This window comes from Chromobacterium sp. HL1 (genome assembly GCF_057418835.1).
The window spans coordinates 4,931,589-4,949,433 of record NZ_CP162399.1 but is presented as its reverse complement, the minus strand read 5'-3'; the positions used below and the strand labels follow the sequence as shown (position 1 = coordinate 4,949,433).

The 17,845-nt window shown below is 66.5% G+C and carries 14 protein-coding genes; 9 read left to right on the top strand and 5 right to left on the bottom strand.

Translation table 11 applies throughout. The features are described 5' to 3' along the window. Positions 1–228: 228 nt before the first annotated feature. A complete protein-coding gene (gene entS / locus AB1Z25_RS22700) occupies positions 229–1,509 on the bottom strand; it encodes an enterobactin transporter EntS (protein ID WP_107801410.1) in 1,281 nt (426 codons plus the stop codon). Positions 1,510–1,673: 164 nt separating this feature from the next. Between entS and fepD the strand changes: the two genes are divergently transcribed. Genes fepD through AB1Z25_RS22685 form a run of 3 tightly spaced genes read left to right on the top strand, consistent with a single transcriptional unit; the run spans position 1,674 to position 4,578 of the window. Continuing rightward, a complete protein-coding gene (gene fepD / locus AB1Z25_RS22695) occupies positions 1,674–2,711 on the top strand; it encodes a Fe(3+)-siderophore ABC transporter permease (RefSeq protein WP_107802099.1) in 1,038 nt (345 codons plus the stop codon). After that, positions 2,708–3,751: an iron-enterobactin ABC transporter permease gene (gene fepG / locus AB1Z25_RS22690; RefSeq protein ID WP_227106002.1), complete on the top strand. Its 1,044-nt coding sequence runs from the start codon at positions 2,708–2,710 to the stop codon at positions 3,749–3,751. The genes fepD and fepG overlap by 4 nt, the downstream gene beginning before the upstream one ends. Beyond that, positions 3,748–4,578: an ABC transporter ATP-binding protein gene (locus AB1Z25_RS22685; protein WP_227106000.1), complete on the top strand. Its 831-nt coding sequence runs from the start codon at positions 3,748–3,750 to the stop codon at positions 4,576–4,578. The genes fepG and AB1Z25_RS22685 overlap by 4 nt, the downstream gene beginning before the upstream one ends. Before the next feature lie 29 nt (positions 4,579–4,607). Here the strand turns inward: AB1Z25_RS22685 and fes are convergent, their stop codons facing one another. Then, positions 4,608–5,945, bottom strand: coding sequence for an enterochelin esterase (gene fes / locus AB1Z25_RS22680; RefSeq protein ID WP_486636226.1), 1,338 nt, complete (start codon positions 5,943–5,945; stop codon positions 4,608–4,610). Between the two features lie 240 nt (positions 5,946–6,185). On the opposite strand from fes, the gene AB1Z25_RS22675 reads away from it, so the two are divergent. Then, on the top strand, positions 6,186–8,225 hold the full coding sequence (locus AB1Z25_RS22675; RefSeq protein WP_486636225.1) for a TonB-dependent receptor: 2,040 nt from the start codon (positions 6,186–6,188) through the stop codon (positions 8,223–8,225). A 62-nt stretch (positions 8,226–8,287) separates the two neighbouring features. Here the strand turns inward: AB1Z25_RS22675 and AB1Z25_RS22670 are convergent, their stop codons facing one another. Further along, a complete protein-coding gene (locus AB1Z25_RS22670; RefSeq protein ID WP_486636224.1) occupies positions 8,288–9,889 on the bottom strand; it encodes a phytoene desaturase family protein in 1,602 nt (533 codons plus the stop codon). Between the two features lie 149 nt (positions 9,890–10,038). Here AB1Z25_RS22670 and AB1Z25_RS22665 point away from each other — a divergent pair, with 149 nt between their 5' ends. The 5 genes from AB1Z25_RS22665 to katG all read left to right on the top strand — a co-directional run bounded on the left by AB1Z25_RS22665 (position 10,039) and on the right by katG (position 15,057). Further along, positions 10,039–10,464, top strand: coding sequence for an Lrp/AsnC family transcriptional regulator (locus AB1Z25_RS22665; protein ID WP_486636223.1), 426 nt, complete (start codon positions 10,039–10,041; stop codon positions 10,462–10,464). A gap of 610 nt (positions 10,465–11,074) precedes the next feature. Further along, the gene (locus AB1Z25_RS22660) at positions 11,075–11,635 is read left to right on the top strand and encodes a DUF2975 domain-containing protein (protein WP_048415378.1); all 561 of its coding nucleotides are present in this window, start codon (positions 11,075–11,077) and stop codon (positions 11,633–11,635) included. 9 nt (positions 11,636–11,644) lie between these two features. Next, positions 11,645–11,878 (top strand): helix-turn-helix domain-containing protein, encoded by a 234-nt coding sequence (locus tag AB1Z25_RS22655; RefSeq protein WP_107801404.1) that lies wholly within the window; start codon positions 11,645–11,647, stop codon positions 11,876–11,878. A gap of 12 nt (positions 11,879–11,890) precedes the next feature. Further along, positions 11,891–12,439, top strand: coding sequence for a methylated-DNA--[protein]-cysteine S-methyltransferase (locus AB1Z25_RS22650; RefSeq protein ID WP_227105991.1), 549 nt, complete (start codon positions 11,891–11,893; stop codon positions 12,437–12,439). Between the two features lie 407 nt (positions 12,440–12,846). Beyond that, the gene (gene katG / locus AB1Z25_RS22645; protein ID WP_486636222.1) at positions 12,847–15,057 is read left to right on the top strand and encodes a catalase/peroxidase HPI; all 2,211 of its coding nucleotides are present in this window, start codon (positions 12,847–12,849) and stop codon (positions 15,055–15,057) included. A 141-nt stretch (positions 15,058–15,198) separates the two neighbouring features. Here katG and AB1Z25_RS22640 read toward each other — a convergent pair whose 3' ends face one another. Together AB1Z25_RS22640 and AB1Z25_RS22635 are read right to left on the bottom strand one after the other, a co-directional pair. Further along, on the bottom strand, positions 15,199–15,627 hold the full coding sequence (locus AB1Z25_RS22640; RefSeq protein WP_235085466.1) for an outer membrane protein assembly factor BamE: 429 nt from the start codon (positions 15,625–15,627) through the stop codon (positions 15,199–15,201). A gap of 43 nt (positions 15,628–15,670) precedes the next feature. Continuing rightward, on the bottom strand, positions 15,671–17,335 hold the full coding sequence (locus AB1Z25_RS22635) for a YadA family autotransporter adhesin (protein ID WP_486636221.1): 1,665 nt from the start codon (positions 17,333–17,335) through the stop codon (positions 15,671–15,673). Positions 17,336–17,845: the final 510 nt, after the last annotated feature.

The following is a 17,845-nucleotide window of genomic DNA, read 5'->3' as shown; positions in this document are numbered from 1 at the left end:
GCCCCCACAACAAATGCAAAAAGGGCGAAAACCCCAACCGAGGTTTCCGCCCTGCAACAACATCCGCGCCAACAAACCCTAACAGCTAAGAGTGTGTTTACGATCTCGCGAGCTAGAGCGAGACAAGGCGAAAACGGCTGAGAAAGCGGAATGTACATACGGTACATGAGCATTTCGAAGGCGTTTTCAACGCCGTATCGCCGACGCGCAGCAGATCGTAAACAGACTCTAAGACCCCGCCCCCTGCCGCGCCGCCCCCCCGGCCGCCTCCGCCTCGGCGGCCGCGCCGCCGGCCAAACGCCGCAAAGACCCAAAAGCCCCGCACATCGCCAGGCTGGCCGCCGCGGCCGCCGCGCCGAACCAGCCCACCGCCGTCAACGGCGCCAAAGCCCGCGCCAACGCGCCCAGCCCCAAAGCGCCCAGACCGTCGCCCACCACATCCTGCGCGTTCCACAGGCTGTTCACCCGGCCCAGCAAATGATCCGGCGTATTGCCCTGCACCAAGGTGAACTGCAACAAGGACGCGATGGAACCGAAATAACCCAGCAAGGCCAAGGCCAGCAGGCCGTAAGCCAGATGATGGACCAGACCCAAGGAGGCGATGCTCAGCGACGAAGCCAGCACGCAGCTCAACATCACCGCGCCGGGGCGGCTCAAACCGCCCACCCAACCGCTGGTGAACGCGCCTATCATCGCGCCCAGCGGCACCGCCGAATACATCAGGCCCACCTCGAAAGCGCCGCCGCCGTAACCGTCCTCCGCCAGCGAGGGATACAACACCCGCACCGCGCTGAGCAGGGTTTGCAGCGTGCCCACCGCCACCACCGCGCCCACCACCTTGTTCTGCCACAGGAACTGGAAACCCTCCAGCAAGGAACGCAGCGGGTGCGCCGGCTCCCCGCCCTGCGGCTTCAAGGACGGCAAACGCGTCAGCGGGATCAGGGTGGCCAGGGTGCCGACGCCGGCCAGCAGATAGTTCCAGTTGACCCCGACGGCGGCGATGATCAAACCGCCCAACAAGGGCGACAGCACGCCGCCGATGCGCATGGTCAGCATGCTCAGCGCGCCGGCGGCCGGCAGGTTTTCACGGCCGACCAGCACCGGGATGGACGCCATCAGCGAGGTGATGCCGATGCCGCTGAAAAAACCGTCCCAGGCCGACACCACGTAGAGCGCCAGCACCGAGGGATTGGTCATGAAGCCGTTGAGCGCCAGCGCCAGAAAGCCCAGACCGCACAGCGAGCGGCCCAGCAGGATCAGCCGGCGGCGGTCCATGCGGTCCGCCAGCACGCCGCCGCACATCAGGCCGGCGAACATGCCGACGCCGTCCAGCGCCATCGCCGCGCCCACTTGCAGCGTGGAGCCGGTGAGCTGGTGGATTTGCACCGGCACCGCCACCATCAGGATGCCGAAGGCGAACACCGAGATCATGCGGGCGATGAAGATGGAGCGGAAATGCGGGTTGAGCCTGAGCAGGCTGAAATCAACGAAGATAGGCGACTTTTTCATGACAAAGTTTTATCTCGACAGGGGTGGAGGCCGCTTGGCATGCGCCGGCGCGCCCGGCGGACGGCGTGGTTTGCTTCCCGCGCGCGCCCGGCAAGATGGTGTTCCGTTATGGATGCCGCATGGTAACATCAGCAGTCTGTATTAGGAATCATTTGCATTTGATCATGTCAATCCGTCCCGCCTCGGCCCTGCTCGCGCCCACGGCGCCGCCAAGCCGCCGCCTGACTCTGTTGCTGTGCTGCCTGGCCGCGCTGGCGGCCATTGCCCTGTTAAGCCTGATGCTGGGCGCCAAATCGATTCCGGCCTCCGTCGTATGGCGCAGCCTGCTGCACGGCGGCGGCGATCCGGACAGCGTGATCGTGCTGCAAGGCCGCTTGCCCCGCACCCTGCTGGGCCTGCTGGCCGGCGCGGCGCTGGGCCTGTCCGGCGCGCTGATCCAGGCGCTGTCGCGCAATCCGCTGGCGGACCCCGGCGTGCTGGGCGTCAACGCCGGCGCCAGCTTCGCCATGGTGCTGGGCGTGGCGGCCTGGGGCGTGGACAGCCAGCTGGGCTATCTGGGCTGCGCCGCCGCCGGAGCGCTGGGCGCCACCTTGCTGGTGTACGCGGTGGGCGCGCGCGGGCGCCGCATGGACCCGCTGCGCTTCGTGCTGGCCGGCGTGGCCGTCAGCGCGGTGCTGATGGGCTTGTCCACCGCCATCACCCTGCTGGACCCGCTGGCCTTCAATCAGCTGCGCTACTGGAACGCCGGCACGCTGGACGTGCGCAGCATGACCCCGGTGGCGCTGGTGGCTCCGGTCATCGCCGCTGGCGGCCTGCTGGCGCTGCTGCTGGCGCGGCCCTTGAACACTTTGGGCATGGGCAGCGATCTGGCGGTGAGCCTGGGCGGCCGGCCGCTGCTGATCCAGGCCGGCGCGGTGCTGGCCATCACCCTGCTGTGCGGCGCCAGCACCGCCGTGGCCGGCCCCATCGCCTTCATCGGCCTGATGATTCCCCATCTGGCCCGCTGGCTGGGCGGCGCCGATCTGCGCTGGACCCTGCCCTTCACCTTGCTGCTGGCCCCCATTCTGCTGTTGAGCTCGGACATCGTCGGCCGCCTGCTGACGCCGGGCGAGCTGCGGGTCTCCATCGTCACCGCCTTCATCGGCGCGCCGGCCTTGATCTGGCTGGCGCGCCGCCACGCCGCGCCCGGAGGCCGCTCGTGAAGCCGGCGGTGTTGAGCTGGGGCAGCCCGGACGGCCGCTGCAACGGCCGGCTGGCGCTGGGCGGGCTGTGGACCTGTTTGCTGTTGGCCGCCGCCTGCGCGGCGCTGGCGGCGATGAGCTTGCGCGCCGGCGCCTTGCCCATGAGCCTGGAACAAGTGTGGCAGGCCTTGCAGGGCCAGGGCGGCCGGCTGGAGGTGGCGGTGGTGCAGCAATGGCGGCTGCCGCGGGTATTGATGGCCTTGGTGGTGGGCGCGGCGCTGGGCATGAGCGGCGCGATTTTCCAGTCCTTGATCCGCAACCCGCTGGGCAGCCCGGACGTGGTGGGCTTCAACACCGGCGCCTATACCGGCGCGCTGGTGGTGATCACCCTGTTCAACGGCGGCCATTTCCAGATCGCCGGCGGCGCGCTGGCCGGCGGCCTGCTGTCCGCCGGCCTGGTGTATCTGCTGGCCTGGCGGCAAGGCGCGCACGGCTTCCGCCTAATCATCGTCGGCATCGCCGTCAGCGCCATGCTGAGCGCGCTCAATCACTGGCTGCTGATCAACGCCAGCCTGGAGGCGGCGATGAGCGCGGCCACCTGGGGGGCGGGCACGCTCAACGGCATGACCTGGAACAAGGGCCTGCCCTCCGCGCTGTGCTGCCTGCTGGCGATGGCGGCGGCGCTGACGCTGCAACGGCGCATGCGCCTGCTGGAGATGGGCGACGACTGCGCCAGCGCGCTGGGCGTGCCGGCGGAACGCACCCGGCTGTGGCTGATGGGCCTGGGGGTGGCGCTGATCGCTTCCGCCACCGCCGCGGCCGGGCCGATTTCCTTCATCGCGCTGGCCGCGCCGCAAATCGCGCTGCGCCTGCGCCGCACCCAGGCCACCAGCCCGCTGACCGCGGCCTGGACCGGCGCGCTCTTGCTGCTGGCCGCGGATTACGGCGCCCAGCAGTTCTTCTATCCTCGTCAGCTGCCGGTGGGCGTCGTCACCATCTGCATTGGCGGCCTGTATCTGCTGTGGCTGTTGCTGCGTCAAACCGGAGCCCGAAAACCGTGACTTCCCTGAATTTGAAACTGGACGCCGCGCCGGCGGCCGGCGCGGACCTGCCGCGGCTGCGCGGCGAGCGCCTGCGGCTGGGCTACCGCCAGCGCACCATTTGCGAGCAGTTGGACGTGCGGATCCCCGACGGCTCCTTCAGCGTGATCATCGGCCCCAACGGCTGCGGCAAATCCACCTTGCTGCGCAGCCTGAGCCGGCTGTTGAAGCCGCTGTCCGGCCAGGTGTGCCTGGACGGCCGCGACATCCACAGTTTCCCGGCCAAGACGGTGGCGCGGCAGCTGGGCTTGCTGCCGCAAAGCGCGGTGGCGCCGGACGGCATCGCCGTGGCGGACCTGGTGGCGCGCGGGCGCTACCCGCATCAGAGCCTGTTGCGGCAATGGAGCCGGGAGGATGAGGAGGCGGTGAGCCTGGCGCTGGCGGCCACCGGCACCGACGCGCTGGCGGACCGGCTGGTGGACGAATTGTCCGGCGGCCAGCGCCAGCGGGTGTGGGTGGCGATGGCGCTGGCGCAGCAAACGCCGCTGCTGCTGCTGGACGAGCCGACCACCTATCTGGACATCGCGCATCAGATCGAGCTGTTGGAGTTGTTCCGCCGCTTGAACCGCGACGGCGGCCGCACACTGGTGGCGGTGCTGCACGACATCAACCACGCCTGTCGCTACGCCAGCCATCTGATCGCGATGCGCGACGGCCGCATCGTGGCCGAGGGCGCGCCGCGCGACATCGTCACCGCGGATTTGATCGAACAGGTGTTCGGCCTGCGCTGCCTAATCATCGACGATCCGGTCAGCCATACGCCGATGGTGATTCCGCGCGGGGCTTGAGAACCGGAGTTCAGCCCCCTCCCGCCGGCTCAACCTTCCGCCGGCTCCCGCCACAGCCAGGCCAGTCCGTCCAGCAGGCCGCCGCGCCAGCACAGCCAGTCGTGGCCGCCTTCGAACGCCTGGTAGCGCACGCAATGGCCAGCGCGCTCCAGCGCCGCGCGCTGGCTGGCGTTGACGTCCAGCATCACTTCTTCGCGGCTGCCCACTTCCTGATAAACCCGCAGCCGTCCCGGCGGCAGTTCGCCGGCCTCCAGTTGTTCCGTCAGCCGGCCGCGGCTGCCGGGCAGCCGTCGTTCGCTGACGGCGCGGGCGCGTTCGTGCAGTTCCACGTAAGGCCACCAGAAGGAGCCGGACTGGCTGAGCACGCAGCCGAAGCGCTCCGGCCAGCGCAGGCCGGCGAACATCGCCGCCAGGCCGCCGTAGCTCTGCCCCGCCACCACCGTGCGTTCCGGCCGCGCGCAGAACGGCGCGACGCGCTCCGCCTGCGGCAGCAGTTCCTGTTGCAGCGCCAGCCAGAAATCGGCGTTGCAGGGCAGGTCCTGCTCCCGATGCCGGTTGTCGATAACGTCCACCAAGAGATAAACCGCCGGCGGCAGCCGGCCGCGCCGGGTGTCCGCGTCCAGCGCGGCGAACACCGGCATGCGCTCGGCCCAATGCTGGCCGTCCAGCAAAATGGCCAGCGGCCGCTCGCCGCGCTCCTTGGCCAGCAGCGCGCCGGTTTGGTACAGCCAGACCCTGCGCGTCTTGCCCAGCCGCGCGCTGTCCCACTGGATCACGCTCAGCCGCGCCGGGTCCGCGCCCTGGCGGCGCAGATCCCAGGCTTGCCAGGCATGCTGGTCCGGCGCCGCGTCCAGGTGCAGCGCGGACAAGGGCGCGCCCCAGCTGCTGACATAGCCGGCGCGGGGGTTGAGCGGGTCCGCCGCCGCCCGGCTCATGATGTCCAGCCACCATTGGCGGTGGCGCAGCCGGCTGGCGCGCGCGTCGGCGTCCGGCGCCGGCGGGGCCTGCTCGGCGGTGACCGGAATATAGGCGTAGCTGCCGCGCCAGTTGGCCGGCAGCTCGGTCTGCCACCACCAGACGTCGGTGTCGCCCAGCCGCGCCAGCGACTGCGGCTGGGCGCGATGGTGATCGGTGACGGAATTGACGTCCACGTAGACGCGGGCCAGCGGAGAACGGGCGGCGGGTCCGTTGGGGTCCCGCCAGAGGAAGGTCACGCATACGCTGCCGTCCGGCAGGCGTTCGGTGAGCGGCGCGCCCACGGTGGCCAGACGCTCCCACCAGGCCGGCTGGCCCGCCTCGGGGTGTTGCAAGCAAGCCGCACTGCGCGCAGCGTGTTGATTCCACGCCGTTTCTTCCATTGTCTGCATCTTGTTTCCTGGCGTTTTCCGCGGTGCTTGAGCAAGAATGTTCGCACCTTATTTGCATAATGCGAATGAGAAATACTATCATTTGCCCCTGGTGATCGCAACGACCCGCAAGGGCCGTCCGCGCTCCTCGTTCCCCTCGCCGCAGTAGCCAACGATTCCTCGCCAGCCAGACGACGCCGCCGAACTTCAGAAGCGCGCCGATCTCGAGTCACGCACAAAAAAAACAGGAATCGCAGCACGATGGAACACAATCTGAAACGCCTTCCCCTTGCCCTGTCCGCCCGGCTGGCGCTGGCCGGCATCGGCGGCCTGACGCTCTCGCACGCGGCGCTGGCGGCGCCCGACGCTCAGGACCAGCAAACCGCGCTGCCTACGGTCACCGTCACCGGTGAAAAGCTCAAACGCTCGCTGAAGGACACCAGCACCGCGGTGACGGTGATCCGCGACATGGATCACGGCGGCGACAAATCGGTGTACGACAGCGTGGCCGCCACGCCCAACGCCAGCAGCAACGGCGCCGGCATCGTCAATATCCGCGGCGTGGAAGGCACCGGCCCCGGCACCGGCTACAACACCCTGGTTTCCGGCTCCCGCCCGCGGGTCAGCACCACGGTGGACGGCATGCCGGAAAGCTGGAACGGCCAGCGTTACGTGGACGCCAGCCCCTGGGACGTGGAACAGATAGAAGTGCTGCGCGGCCCGCAGTCCACCACTCAGGGCCGCAATACGCTGGCCGGCGCCGTGGTGATCAACACCAAGGACCCCAGCTTCGATTGGGAGGGCGCGCTGCGTGCCGGCTACGAAAACAAGAACGGCAAGGCCACGCTGGCCGGCATGGTGTCCGGGCCGATCACCGAGGAGCTGGCCTTCCGCATCGCCGCCGAAGGCCTGAACGGCCACAGCTACGTCAATTATCCGGGCGGCAACACGCCGTGGGACCCGTCCGACCTCAAGCACAGCAGCGCGCGCGGCAAACTGCTGTGGAAGCCCGGCGCCCTGCCCGGCTTCAGCGCCAAGCTGACGGTGTCGCACCGCAAGAACAAGGGCGAATACCTGAACTATGTGGACGGCAATTACTTCGATTACCAATACCACCGCCTGTCCACCGAGGCGCGTTATCAGGACTCCTTCAACAACACCGTCAGCACCGATCTGCAATACCAGTTCAACGACGCCTGGAGCGCCCAGTTGTTGCTGGGCCACGCCGACAACGTCAGCGCCTTCGTGGACAGCAGCGATTTCCGCATGCGGCTGGATGAGAAGAGCAATACCGCCGAGGCGCGGCTGAGCTATGCGCCGCAAAACGGCGCGCTCAGCGGCGTGGTGGGCGCGTATTACTACGATAGGGATCAGGACATGAACGCGGCGCCGCGCGTGGCGGCCAAGGACAAGCTGAAAACCCTGGCCGTCTACGGCGAGGCCACGCTGGCGCTGAACGAACGCTGGAGCCTCAATCTGGGCAGCCGCGTGGAGCGGGAGACGCAGCGCCGCAACACCACGCTGCAGCCGGGCATGCCCAAGCAGGCCCGCGCCGACTTCGATATCGGCGAAACGCTGTTCCTGCCCAAGGCCGGCCTCAGCTACAAATACAGCCCGGACACCACGCTGGGCTTCTCGGTGCGCAAAGGCTACAACGCCGGCGGCTCCGGCCTGGACAACAACAACGAGTACTACACCTACAACAAGGAAGAAGTCACCGCCTACGAGGCCAGCAGCCGCTCCAGCTTCCTGGAGCAGCGTCTCAGCCTCAACGTCAACGCCTTCTTCAACCAGTACACCGGCTACCAGGCCATCCTGGGCTCGCGCTTCACCAATATTCCCAAGGGCGAAAGCTACGGCCTAGAGCTGGAAACCAAGGCGCGGGCCACGCCGCGGCTGACGCTGAGCGCCGGCCTGGGTCTGCTGAACACCAAGGTGACTCAGAGCGACGCCGCCAACCCCGGCATCCAGGGCAATCAATTCAACTACGCGCCCCATCTGACGGTGAACCTGGGCTTCAAACAGCGGCTGGATCACGGCCTGTTCGTCGGCGGCAGCCTGAACCGCGTGGGGTCTTACTACTCCGACATCAACAATGAACGCAGCCGCACCGCCGGCGACTACACCGTGGCCAACCTCAACGCCGGCTACGAAAGCGCCGCCTGGACGGTGCGCGGCTACATCAACAATCTGGGCAACCAGGGCGTGCTGTACGCGCAGCTGCCGGCGCGCGGCAACAATCTGGGCGTGGTCGGCGCGCCGCGCACCGTCGGCCTGACCCTGGATTACCGCTTCTACTGATTCCCTCTTGATAGCCCTTTGGCCCGTCGGCTCGCGCCGCGGGCTTTTTTTTTGCCTGGCGCTCAGGCCATGCGGCGCCCCAGATCGCGCAGCACCTCGCGCGCCGCGTTGTGGCCGGGCGCGCCGGTGACGCCGCCGCCGGGGTGAGCGCCGGCGCCGCAGGTGTACAGGCCGGGAATGGGGCCGCGGTAATCGGCGTGACCCAGCATGGGCCGCGCCGAGAACAGCTGATCCAGGCCCAGCGCGCCGTGGAAAATGTCGCCGCCCACCAGGCCGAAGGTGCGCTCCAGATCCAGCGGGCTCATGATCTGCCGCCCCAGCACCGCGCCCTTGAAATTGGGCGCGTAGCGGGCGACGGTGTCTATCATCAGGTCCGCCACTTCTTCGCGGTGATCGTCCCAGCTGGCGCCGTCCGGCAATTGCGGCGCCACGTGCTGGCAAAACAGGCTGGCCACGTGTTGGCCCGGCGGCGCCAAGGACGGGTCCAGCGTGGACGGGATCAGCACTTCCACGATGGGCCGGCCGGACCAGCCGCGTTCGCGCGCGTCGTGATAAGCGCGCTCCATATAGGCCAGGCTGGGCGCGATGATGATGCCGCTGCCGTGGTGCTCCGCCTGCGCCTTGCCCGGCAGACAGCTGAAATCCGGCAGCTCGGACAGGGCCACGTTCATGCGGAAGGTGCCGGAGCCGCAGCGCCAGCTCTGCATCCTACGCAGGAAATCCGCCGGCAGCGCCGCCGGGTCCAGCAACTGGGTATAGAGCAGCCGCGGATTGAGATTGGACACCACCACGCGCGCGTCCAGCCGCTCGCCGCGGTCCGTCACCACGCCCACCGCCCGGCCCTTGTCCAGCAGCACTTCGCGCACCGCGCTGTCGATGCGGATCTCCGCGCCGCGCTCGCGCGCCGAGCGGGCCATGGCCTGGGTGATGGCGCCCATGCCGCCCAGCGCGTGGCCCCACGCGCCTTTGCGGCCGTTGACCTCGCCGAACACATGGTGCAGCAGGACATAGGCCGAACCCGGCGCGTACGGGCTGGCGTAGTTGCCCACCACGCTGTCGAAGCCGTAAACCGCCTTGATCGGATCGCTGTCGAACCAGCCGTCCAGATAATCGCCGGCGGACTTGGTGAACAGGTCCAGCAATTCGCGTTGCTGCGCCCGTTCCAGCTTGCCCAGCCGCCGCCCCAGCCGGCCGGCCTTGAGCAGCTCCGGCAAGGCGTTCAGCCAGCCGCCCGCCACCGCATTGGGCGGCGTTTGCAGCACCAGCTCGCGCAGCAGCTCGGCGGCGGCGTCCAGATGCCGCGCGTAATCGTCCAACCGCTCGGCGTCGCGGTGCGAAAAACGCGCCACTTCGGCCGCGGTGCGGCCCGGCCCCACTTTCAGATAGCCCCCGTCGTCCAGCGGCAGGAAGTTGGACAAGGGCCGCTCCACCACCTTCAGGCCGTGACGCGCCAGCTCCATGTCGCGGCTCACCTTGGGATTGAGCAGCGACACCGTGTAGGCGGCCACCGAGTTGCGGAAGCCGGGATGGAATTCCTCGGTCACTGCCGCGCCGCCCACCACGCCGCGCCGTTCCAGCACTGTCACCTTCAGCCCGGCCCGCGCCAGGTAATGGGCGCACACCAGGCCGTTGTGGCCGCCGCCCACAATGATCGCATCCCGCATCGCTTCGCTCCTCGTCTCAGGGGAAGCCTCATTCTCGAATCAAGTTCGGCAAATTGCAGCGCGCATAGCGACGAACTGTCGGATATTATTGATCGGATTGACGAAAAGTCCGGCATAGCGCCAAATCGCCCACCCCGCACGGAGCCGCCATGGACGCCACCGATCAGCAATTGCTCGCGCTGCTGCGCGAAAACGCCCGCGCGCCCACCGCGGAACTGGCGCGCCGGCTGGGCCTGTCCCGCACCACGGTGCAAAGCCGCATCGAAAGACTGGAGCGCGGCGGCGTGATCCTGGGCTACAGCGTGCGCACCAGCGCCGCCCACGACGCCGCCCAAGTGCGCGCGCTGGTGATGATCGCCGCCGAGCCGCGGCTGAGCCCGTCGATTGAAAGCGCCTTGCGCCGGCTGCCCCAGGTCCGCACCCTGCACTCGGTCAGCGGCGTCTACGACTTCATCGCCGGCGTGGAGGCCGCCGGCGTGGCCGAGCTGGACGGGCTGATCGACCGCATCGGCGCGCTGGACGGCGTGGAGCGCACCAGCACCGCCATCCTGATGACCACGCGGATAGACCGCTGAACCCGCCGGACCGCGCGCCAGCGCGGTCAAGGCCTGAAACGGCCGCGACATCGCCGCTCTCAAGCCGGCGCCCTCTCCTCTGCAGGCCGCCAGCCCCCACACCAGCAAGACGCACAGCAGGCGCGCGCGCCGGCCGCGGCCCAAGGTCTTAAACACGGGCCGGCGCCGGCCATGCGGCCGCCCGCCCAGGCGGGGGCTCCGGCGCGCCGCTCGCTTGATTTGCATCGCTCATCGTCCAGGCTCTTTCTTTGCTCCGGCGCCTAAACACGCTGGGCAGGGTTTGAGACAGCGCGCGAGGGCGGTCCGCCTCCGCGCAAAAGACGATGACTGTATTACATAAACTAATTATTGTTAAACGATAATAATTTGTCGTTCCATATGTATCTTCTACGCAACACGCCTCCAAACAATCCAAAAGCCGCGCCCAGCCAGGCTTGAGGGCTCACCGCGCGCCGCACGGCGGCGGGCCCGAGCCGTGTGCTTGCCGCAACAGCATGCAAATCAAACTTGCACAGCAAAAAATGATCGTTTTACAATAAAAAATAATTGTTTTGCGATACTTTAGTAATTCCGGCCTCATTGTCTTTCCAACCCGTCACAAGGAACCCTCATGAACTCCACGCGATTGAGCCGCTATTGCGCCGCCATGGCCTACATCACCGTCTTGGGCATTGGCGCCATGCTGCTGCTGGACATCCTGTTCTGGCTCTTTCCCAAGTCCATCATCGACGCCGGCTTGACCGTCACGGTTGACACCGTCAGAGGGTTTTACGGCTCAAGCGAGTTCGATCTCCCTAGCTTGCCGCTGTGGCAACGCGCCGGCGGCGCGGTCCTGTCTTGCATCCCGCTGCTGATCCTGGCCCAAGGCCTGTATGCCTTGCACCGCTTGTTCAAGCTCTATGCGCGCAGGGAATACTTTACGGAACGCTCCGCGTCCTTATTATCCAAGGTGGGTTCCAGCGTGGCGCTCTGGGTGCTGGCGGACCTCGTCTCCCAACCGATGATCAGCGCCTGGCTGACCATGATGCGGCCGGAGGGACAGCGGCTGATCGCCGTCAGCTTCCACACCGAAAACCTGGAAAGCCTGTTCATTGCCGCGGTGGTCATGATCATTGCGCGCATTCAGCGAGAAGGCATTGCGCTGGCGTGCGAAAATAAGCAATTCATCTGAAAGCGACACATGCCCATCAAAATCCATCTGGACATGCTGCTCGTCCAGCGCAAGGTCAAATCCAAGGACCTGGCCCAGGCCATCGGCATCACCGAGCAAAACCTGTCGCTGCTGAAGCAAGGCAAGGTCAAGGGCTTCCGGCTCTCCACCCTGGAGGCGATCTGTCTGTATCTGGACTGCCAGCCGGGCGACTTGCTGCAGCTGGTGCCGGCCGAGCCGGACGCGGCCGGCAACGGCGAGTAAGCCGGCTTAACCATGCCCCAAGCGATTCACGTCCATGCCGCCCGCCAGGCCGGGCCGCTGCTCTTGCGCCGCTTCGACACCCCGCTCGGCGCCATGATCGCCTGCGCCAGCCAGGATGGCCTGTGCCTGCTGGAGTTCACCGACCGGCCCATCGTGGACGCGGAGCTGGCGGCGCTGCGCCGCCTGCTGTCCGCCGAGATCGCCGACGGCGACAGCCCGCTATTGCGCCAGGCCGAACGCGAGATCGGCGAGTACTTCGCCGGCTCGCGCCGCGATTTCGACGTGGCGCTGCACCTGCCCGGCACCGCCTTCCAGCAGGCGGTCTGGCGATTGCTGCTGAGCGTGCCCTACGGCCGCACCCGCAGCTATCAGGAACAGGCCGCAAGGCTGGGCCGCCCGCAATCCGTCCGCGCCGTGGCCGCCGCCAACGGCGCCAACCGCCTCTCCATCATCGTCCCCTGCCACCGCGTGCTGGGCAAAGACGGCGCGCTCACCGGCTACGGCGGGGGGCTGGAGCGCAAGGCCTGGCTCCTGGCGCATGAGCGCGAGCGCGTCCTCTAACCATCCGCCCACGCCTTTCACACCCTTAGAACCTGTTCAAAGTCTGCTGCGCTTCAGCGATTCGACGTTGAAAACACCTTCGAAATGCTCATGTACCACGCGTACATTCCGCTTCCTCAGCTGTTTTCGCCTTGTCTCGCCCTTGCTCGCGAGACTTTAAACAGGCTCGGAGAGCCTGCTCATGGTCCGCTGTACTTCCGCGGGATTGTAGACAAGGGCGTTGAAGCCGCGCCTTAATTCCCAAGCCCAGGAACTATGCGGCGCGCCCAATGAACTAACTATCGCCAAAGCATGATTGATTGACGGAAGCCATAGAGCTGATTGAAATTGCTCAATGGCTTCCCGCGGCAAGCTTCACTAAGCTGATCCCAGCAAGTCATTGAACACCTTGACCTAAGGAGTCTGTCATGAGCAGCGCGTCCAAGTGCCCGTTCCATCACGCCACCGGCAATCCGGCCGTGGTCAACGCCCAATCCAACCGCGACTGGTGGCCCAACCAGCTCAACCTCAACATCCTGCACCAGCACGCCCCGGCCTCCAATCCGCTGGACCCGGACTTCGACTACCCCGCCGCCTTCCAACAGCTGGACTACCCCACGCTGAAAAACGACCTCAAGGCGCTGATGACCACCTCTCAGGACTGGTGGCCGGCCGACTGGGGCCATTACGGCGGCCTGTTCATCCGCATGGCCTGGCACGACGCCGGCACCTACCGCACCGCCGACGGCCGCGGCGGCGCCGGCACCGGCAATCAGCGCTTCGCTCCGCTCAACAGCTGGCCGGACAACGGCAACCTGGACAAGGCGCGCCGTCTGCTGTGGCCGATCAAGCAAAAATACGGCAAGCAGATTTCCTGGGCCGACCTGATGATCCTGGCCGGCAACGTGGCGCTGGAATCCATGGGCTTCAAAACCTTTGGTTTCGGCGGCGGCCGTCAGGACATCTGGCAGCCGGAAGAAGACGTTTACTGGGGCGCGGAAACCAAATGGCTGGCCACCAGCGCCGAGGCCAACAGCCGCTACTCCGGCGACCGCCAGCTGGACAACCCGCTGGCTGCGGTGCAGATGGGCTTGATCTACGTGAACCCGGAAGGCCCGGACGGCAATCCGGATCCGCTGGCTTCCGGCCGCGACGTGCGCGAAACCTTCGCCCGCATGGCGATGAACGATGAAGAAACCGTGGCCCTGGTGGCCGGCGGCCATACCTTCGGCAAAGCCCACGGCGCCGGCGATCCGGCCTTGGTGGGCCCGGAGCCGGAGGCCGCGCCGCTGGAAGCGCAAGGCCTGGGCTGGATCAACCGCTTGGGCGACGGCAAGGGCGAACACACCACCACCAGCGGCATCGAGGGCGCGTGGAAACCCAATCCGACGCAGTGGGACAACGGCTATTTCGACACCTTGTTCGGCTACGACTGGGAGCTGACCAAGAGCCCGGCCGGCGCCCATCAGTGGGTGGCCAAGAACGTCAAACCGGAACACCTGATCCCGGACGCTCACAACCCGGCGAAGAAACACCCGCCGATGATGACCACCGCCGATCTGTCGCTGCGCTTCGACCCGATCTACGAGCCCATCGCCCGCCGCTTCCATCAAAACCCGGCCGCCTTCGCCGACGCCTTCGCCCGCGCCTGGTTCAAGCTGACCCACCGCGATATGGGGCCCAAGGCCCGCTACCTGGGGCCGGAAGTGCCGGCCGAAGACCTGATCTGGCAAGACCCGCTGCCGGCGGCCTGTCAACCGCTGATCAACGACGCGGACATCGCCGCGCTCAAGGCCAAGGTGTTGGCCTCCGGCCTGTCGGTCAGCGAACTGGTGGCCACCGCCTGGGCCTCCGCCTCCAGCTTCCGCGGATCGGACAAGCGCGGCGGCGCCAACGGCGCCCGCATCCGCCTGGCCCCGCAAAAAGACTGGGCGGTGAACCAGCCGGCGCAATTGGCCCGCGTGCTGAAAGCGCTGGAGGCCATCCGCCAGGACTTCAACGCCGCGCAGAGCGGCGGCAAGCAAGTGTCGCTGGCCGACCTGATCGTACTGGCCGGCGGCGCGGCGGTGGAAGCGGCCGCCCAGGCCGGCGGCCACAAGGTCAGCGTGCCGTTTGCGCCGGGCCGGACCGACGCCAGCCAGGAACAGACCGACGTGGAATCCTTCAGCGTGCTGGAGCCGCAGGCGGACGGTTTCCGCAATTATCAGAAACAGGCTTATTCCTTGCCCGCGGAGGCGCTGCTGGTGGACAAAGCCCAGCTGCTGACGCTGAGCGCGCCGGAAATGACCGTGCTGGTGGGCGGCCTGCGCGTGCTGGGCGCCAATGCGGATCAGGCGCCGCACGGCGTGTTCACCGCTCGTCCGGGCGTATTGAGCAACGACTTCTTCGTCAACCTGCTCGATATGAACGTGGCCTGGCAGCCGGCTTCCAGCGCCAATGAGCTGTACGAAGGCCGCGACCGCAAAACCGGCGCGCTCAAGTGGACCGGCAGCCGGGTGGACCTGGTGTTCGGCTCCAACTCGCAGCTGCGGGCGCTGGCCGAGGTCTACGCTCAAAACGATGCGCAGCAGAAGTTTGTCCGCGACTTCGTCGCCGCCTGGAACAAGGTGATGAATCTGGACCGCTTCGATCTGAAATAAGCGCGGTTCGTTCCTGCAAACAACGCGCGGCCTCTGGGCCGCGCGTTTTTTTGCGCCGCGCTCAGCAAGGACTGTGCGCAAAAAAAAAACGAAACGCCGGTCAAGGCGCTTCGTTTCGTGGTTCCGGCGTCGGATCCGACTTTAGGATGCGATCTTGGCGCAGGCTTCCTGCCGCCAGATCACCGAAGCCAGCTTCATCCGCTTGTCGAACAGCAGCTTGTACTGACAAGCCCGGGCTTGCCCGCCGTCCTTGGGGCTCAGGTTCAGCACATAATCCCACTCCCGCACATCGATCATCCCTTCGGCGAAATGCGGGCGGCCGATCAGGCCGTAAACCTGTTCCTTGCTCAGGCCCGGCTGCACCTTGGCCAGATTGTCCGGATTGGGCACGCTGCCTTCCGGCTGCCAGCGGTTGTCTTCAATGCCGGGCCAGACCGGACTGGCCTGTTCGGCCAGATGGCCGTCGTCGGTGATCTTGCTCAGGCGGCTGCTGCCGCAACCCATCAAAGCCGCGCCGGCGGCCGCCAGCAGCAGGCAGCGGAAAGCGCCGCCGAATATCGCTTGTTTCATCATCTATCTCATTCACTATCAGCTGATTGATCTTGCCTGCCGCTTACCACTGAAAGCCCGCGCCCAGGCTGGCGCCGCCCTGACCGCGGGTATTGGTGGAGCCGGAGAACTTCACCACCCAGCGGCCGTTGTCGGACAGCGAGGACAAGCCCACCGCGATGGCGGACTCGCCGCCGGTGGTAGCCGTGGCCACGGCCAACATGCTCTTGCCGGGCAGGAATGCCTGCGGCAGGCCGGCCATCGCCATCGCGCCGGCCGCCGCGCCCAGCGCGTCGCGGCGCGTATCGGACAGATCGGACCTGAGCTGCTTGAATTGCTGCTGATTGTTGAAGTTGGCCGCATTCAGCTGGTCCACGTTCACCGCGTCCGTGCCCTGCGCGCCCGCCGCCACATTGTGGATGGTCACCGGCCTGCCGCCGTCCCCGCCCACTAGGGTGACGTCGTTGCCGGCGCTTGTCGTCGTCGTCCGGCCGCTGGGATCGGAATACTGCACCGGCCCGCTTTTCTGCAGCCGGTCGATCGCATCGCCGACATTGTTCACGGTATTGCCGTAAACGGTGTAGTTCGGACCGTTCACCGCGCCGGTCTGAGCGTTGTAGGACGCGCCGCCGCCCAAGGCCGCCGCGGTTCCGGCGCCGGCGTTGTCCACCTTGGCGCTCACCCGCTGCACCGCCTGGTTGGTCGCGTTCAGCTGGCTGCCGTTCACCGCGTCGGTGCTGGTCCCGCTCACCCGGCCGGCGGCGACATTGCTGATTTGACGCTCATTGCCCGCGCTGCCCACGCTCACCACGCTGGAAGGGGCCGCGCCGGCGTAGCTGTAGGTTACGCCGTCCACCACGCCGCTGGCGGTGGGATTGGCCGCCGCGGTCCGGCTGTTGGCGCCCAAGGCGACGTCGTTGACGTTGCTGGCCTGGGCGTTGCTGCCCAGCGCCAGCGCATTGTTGGCGTTGGCGGCGGCATTGTCGCCCACCGCCACCGCATTGCTGGCATTGGTGTTGGAGCCGGCATGATTGCCGATGGCCACATTATTGCTGCCGGACACATTCTGGCCGGCCTGGTTGCCGGCGGCGAAATTGCCGCTGCCGGTCACGCCGCGCCCGGCATAGCTGCCCACCGCGGTATTGTTGTCCCCCGTGACATTGCTGCCGGCATTCGCGCCGTTGGCGGTATTGTTGCTGCCCTTGATGTTCCAGCCGGAGAAGGTGCCGCTGCTGGTGTTGTAGCTGCCGGTGACGTTGCGGTTGGAGTTGTTGCCCAGGCCGGCGTTGAAATCGCCCTGGATGTCTTGGGCCGCATTGGCCCCGCTGCCGGTGTTGCCGGTGCCGGTGACGTTGCGGATGGTGTTGATGCCGGTGCCCACGTTGGCGTCGCCGGTCACGTTGTAGCCGGAGTCGTTGCCCATGAAAGCGTTATTGTTGCCCTGCACATTGGTGCCCGCGTTCTGACCGATCGAGGAGTTGTAACTCCCCGTCACATTCACGCCGGCAGCGGCGCCAAAGGCCGAGTTGTTGGTGCCGTTCATATTGCTGCCGGCGCCCACGCCATAGATGGAGTTATTGCTGTTGCTCGCCACCGCCGGGTCCACCGAACCCGCGCCGTAAACATTATTGCTGCCGACGCTGGAGATCGTGTCGGCGCTCGCCAAGGCGGACCAGGAACAGGCCACGGCCAGGCTCAATGCGCTCAAGGCCAGGGAGGGCGAGGACAAACGCTTTGCTTCAGATGCTTTATTACTCATTTCACAGACCACATTCTTCAGATTGATGGAATTCACGTAAGGCAAGTCTTTGCAGGCAAGCCCGCCGCCGGCTCCAGGCTTAAGGCGGGATAAACGCGAAGACGCGCATTCCCGCCGAAAACCCATGGCCGGCCGCGGTTCGGTCCAGGGGCGCGACGCGGCTCCGCCGGCGGCGCTGGCTTGTCGCTGCATTCAGGCACTCCGCTCGCGACACGCCGCGCTCGAACAGGGCAAGCTCTTGCAAACCCTTATTCGGCGCGGCTGGTCTACGCTATGCCTTTGATTTTTATGAATCCTAACATTCTGTTAATATCTGTGAAAATTGAAATAATTGAATCGATTAATTCGTTTTATCTATCAATACGCATAATTGATAGATAAAATTCAAATAGAATATCAGCGGCTTACACGCCGCGTTTCCGGAGCCGGCGCCAAAACCATCCGGCCCCAGCGCGCGCGCCGCGCCGCGTCTCACAAAGC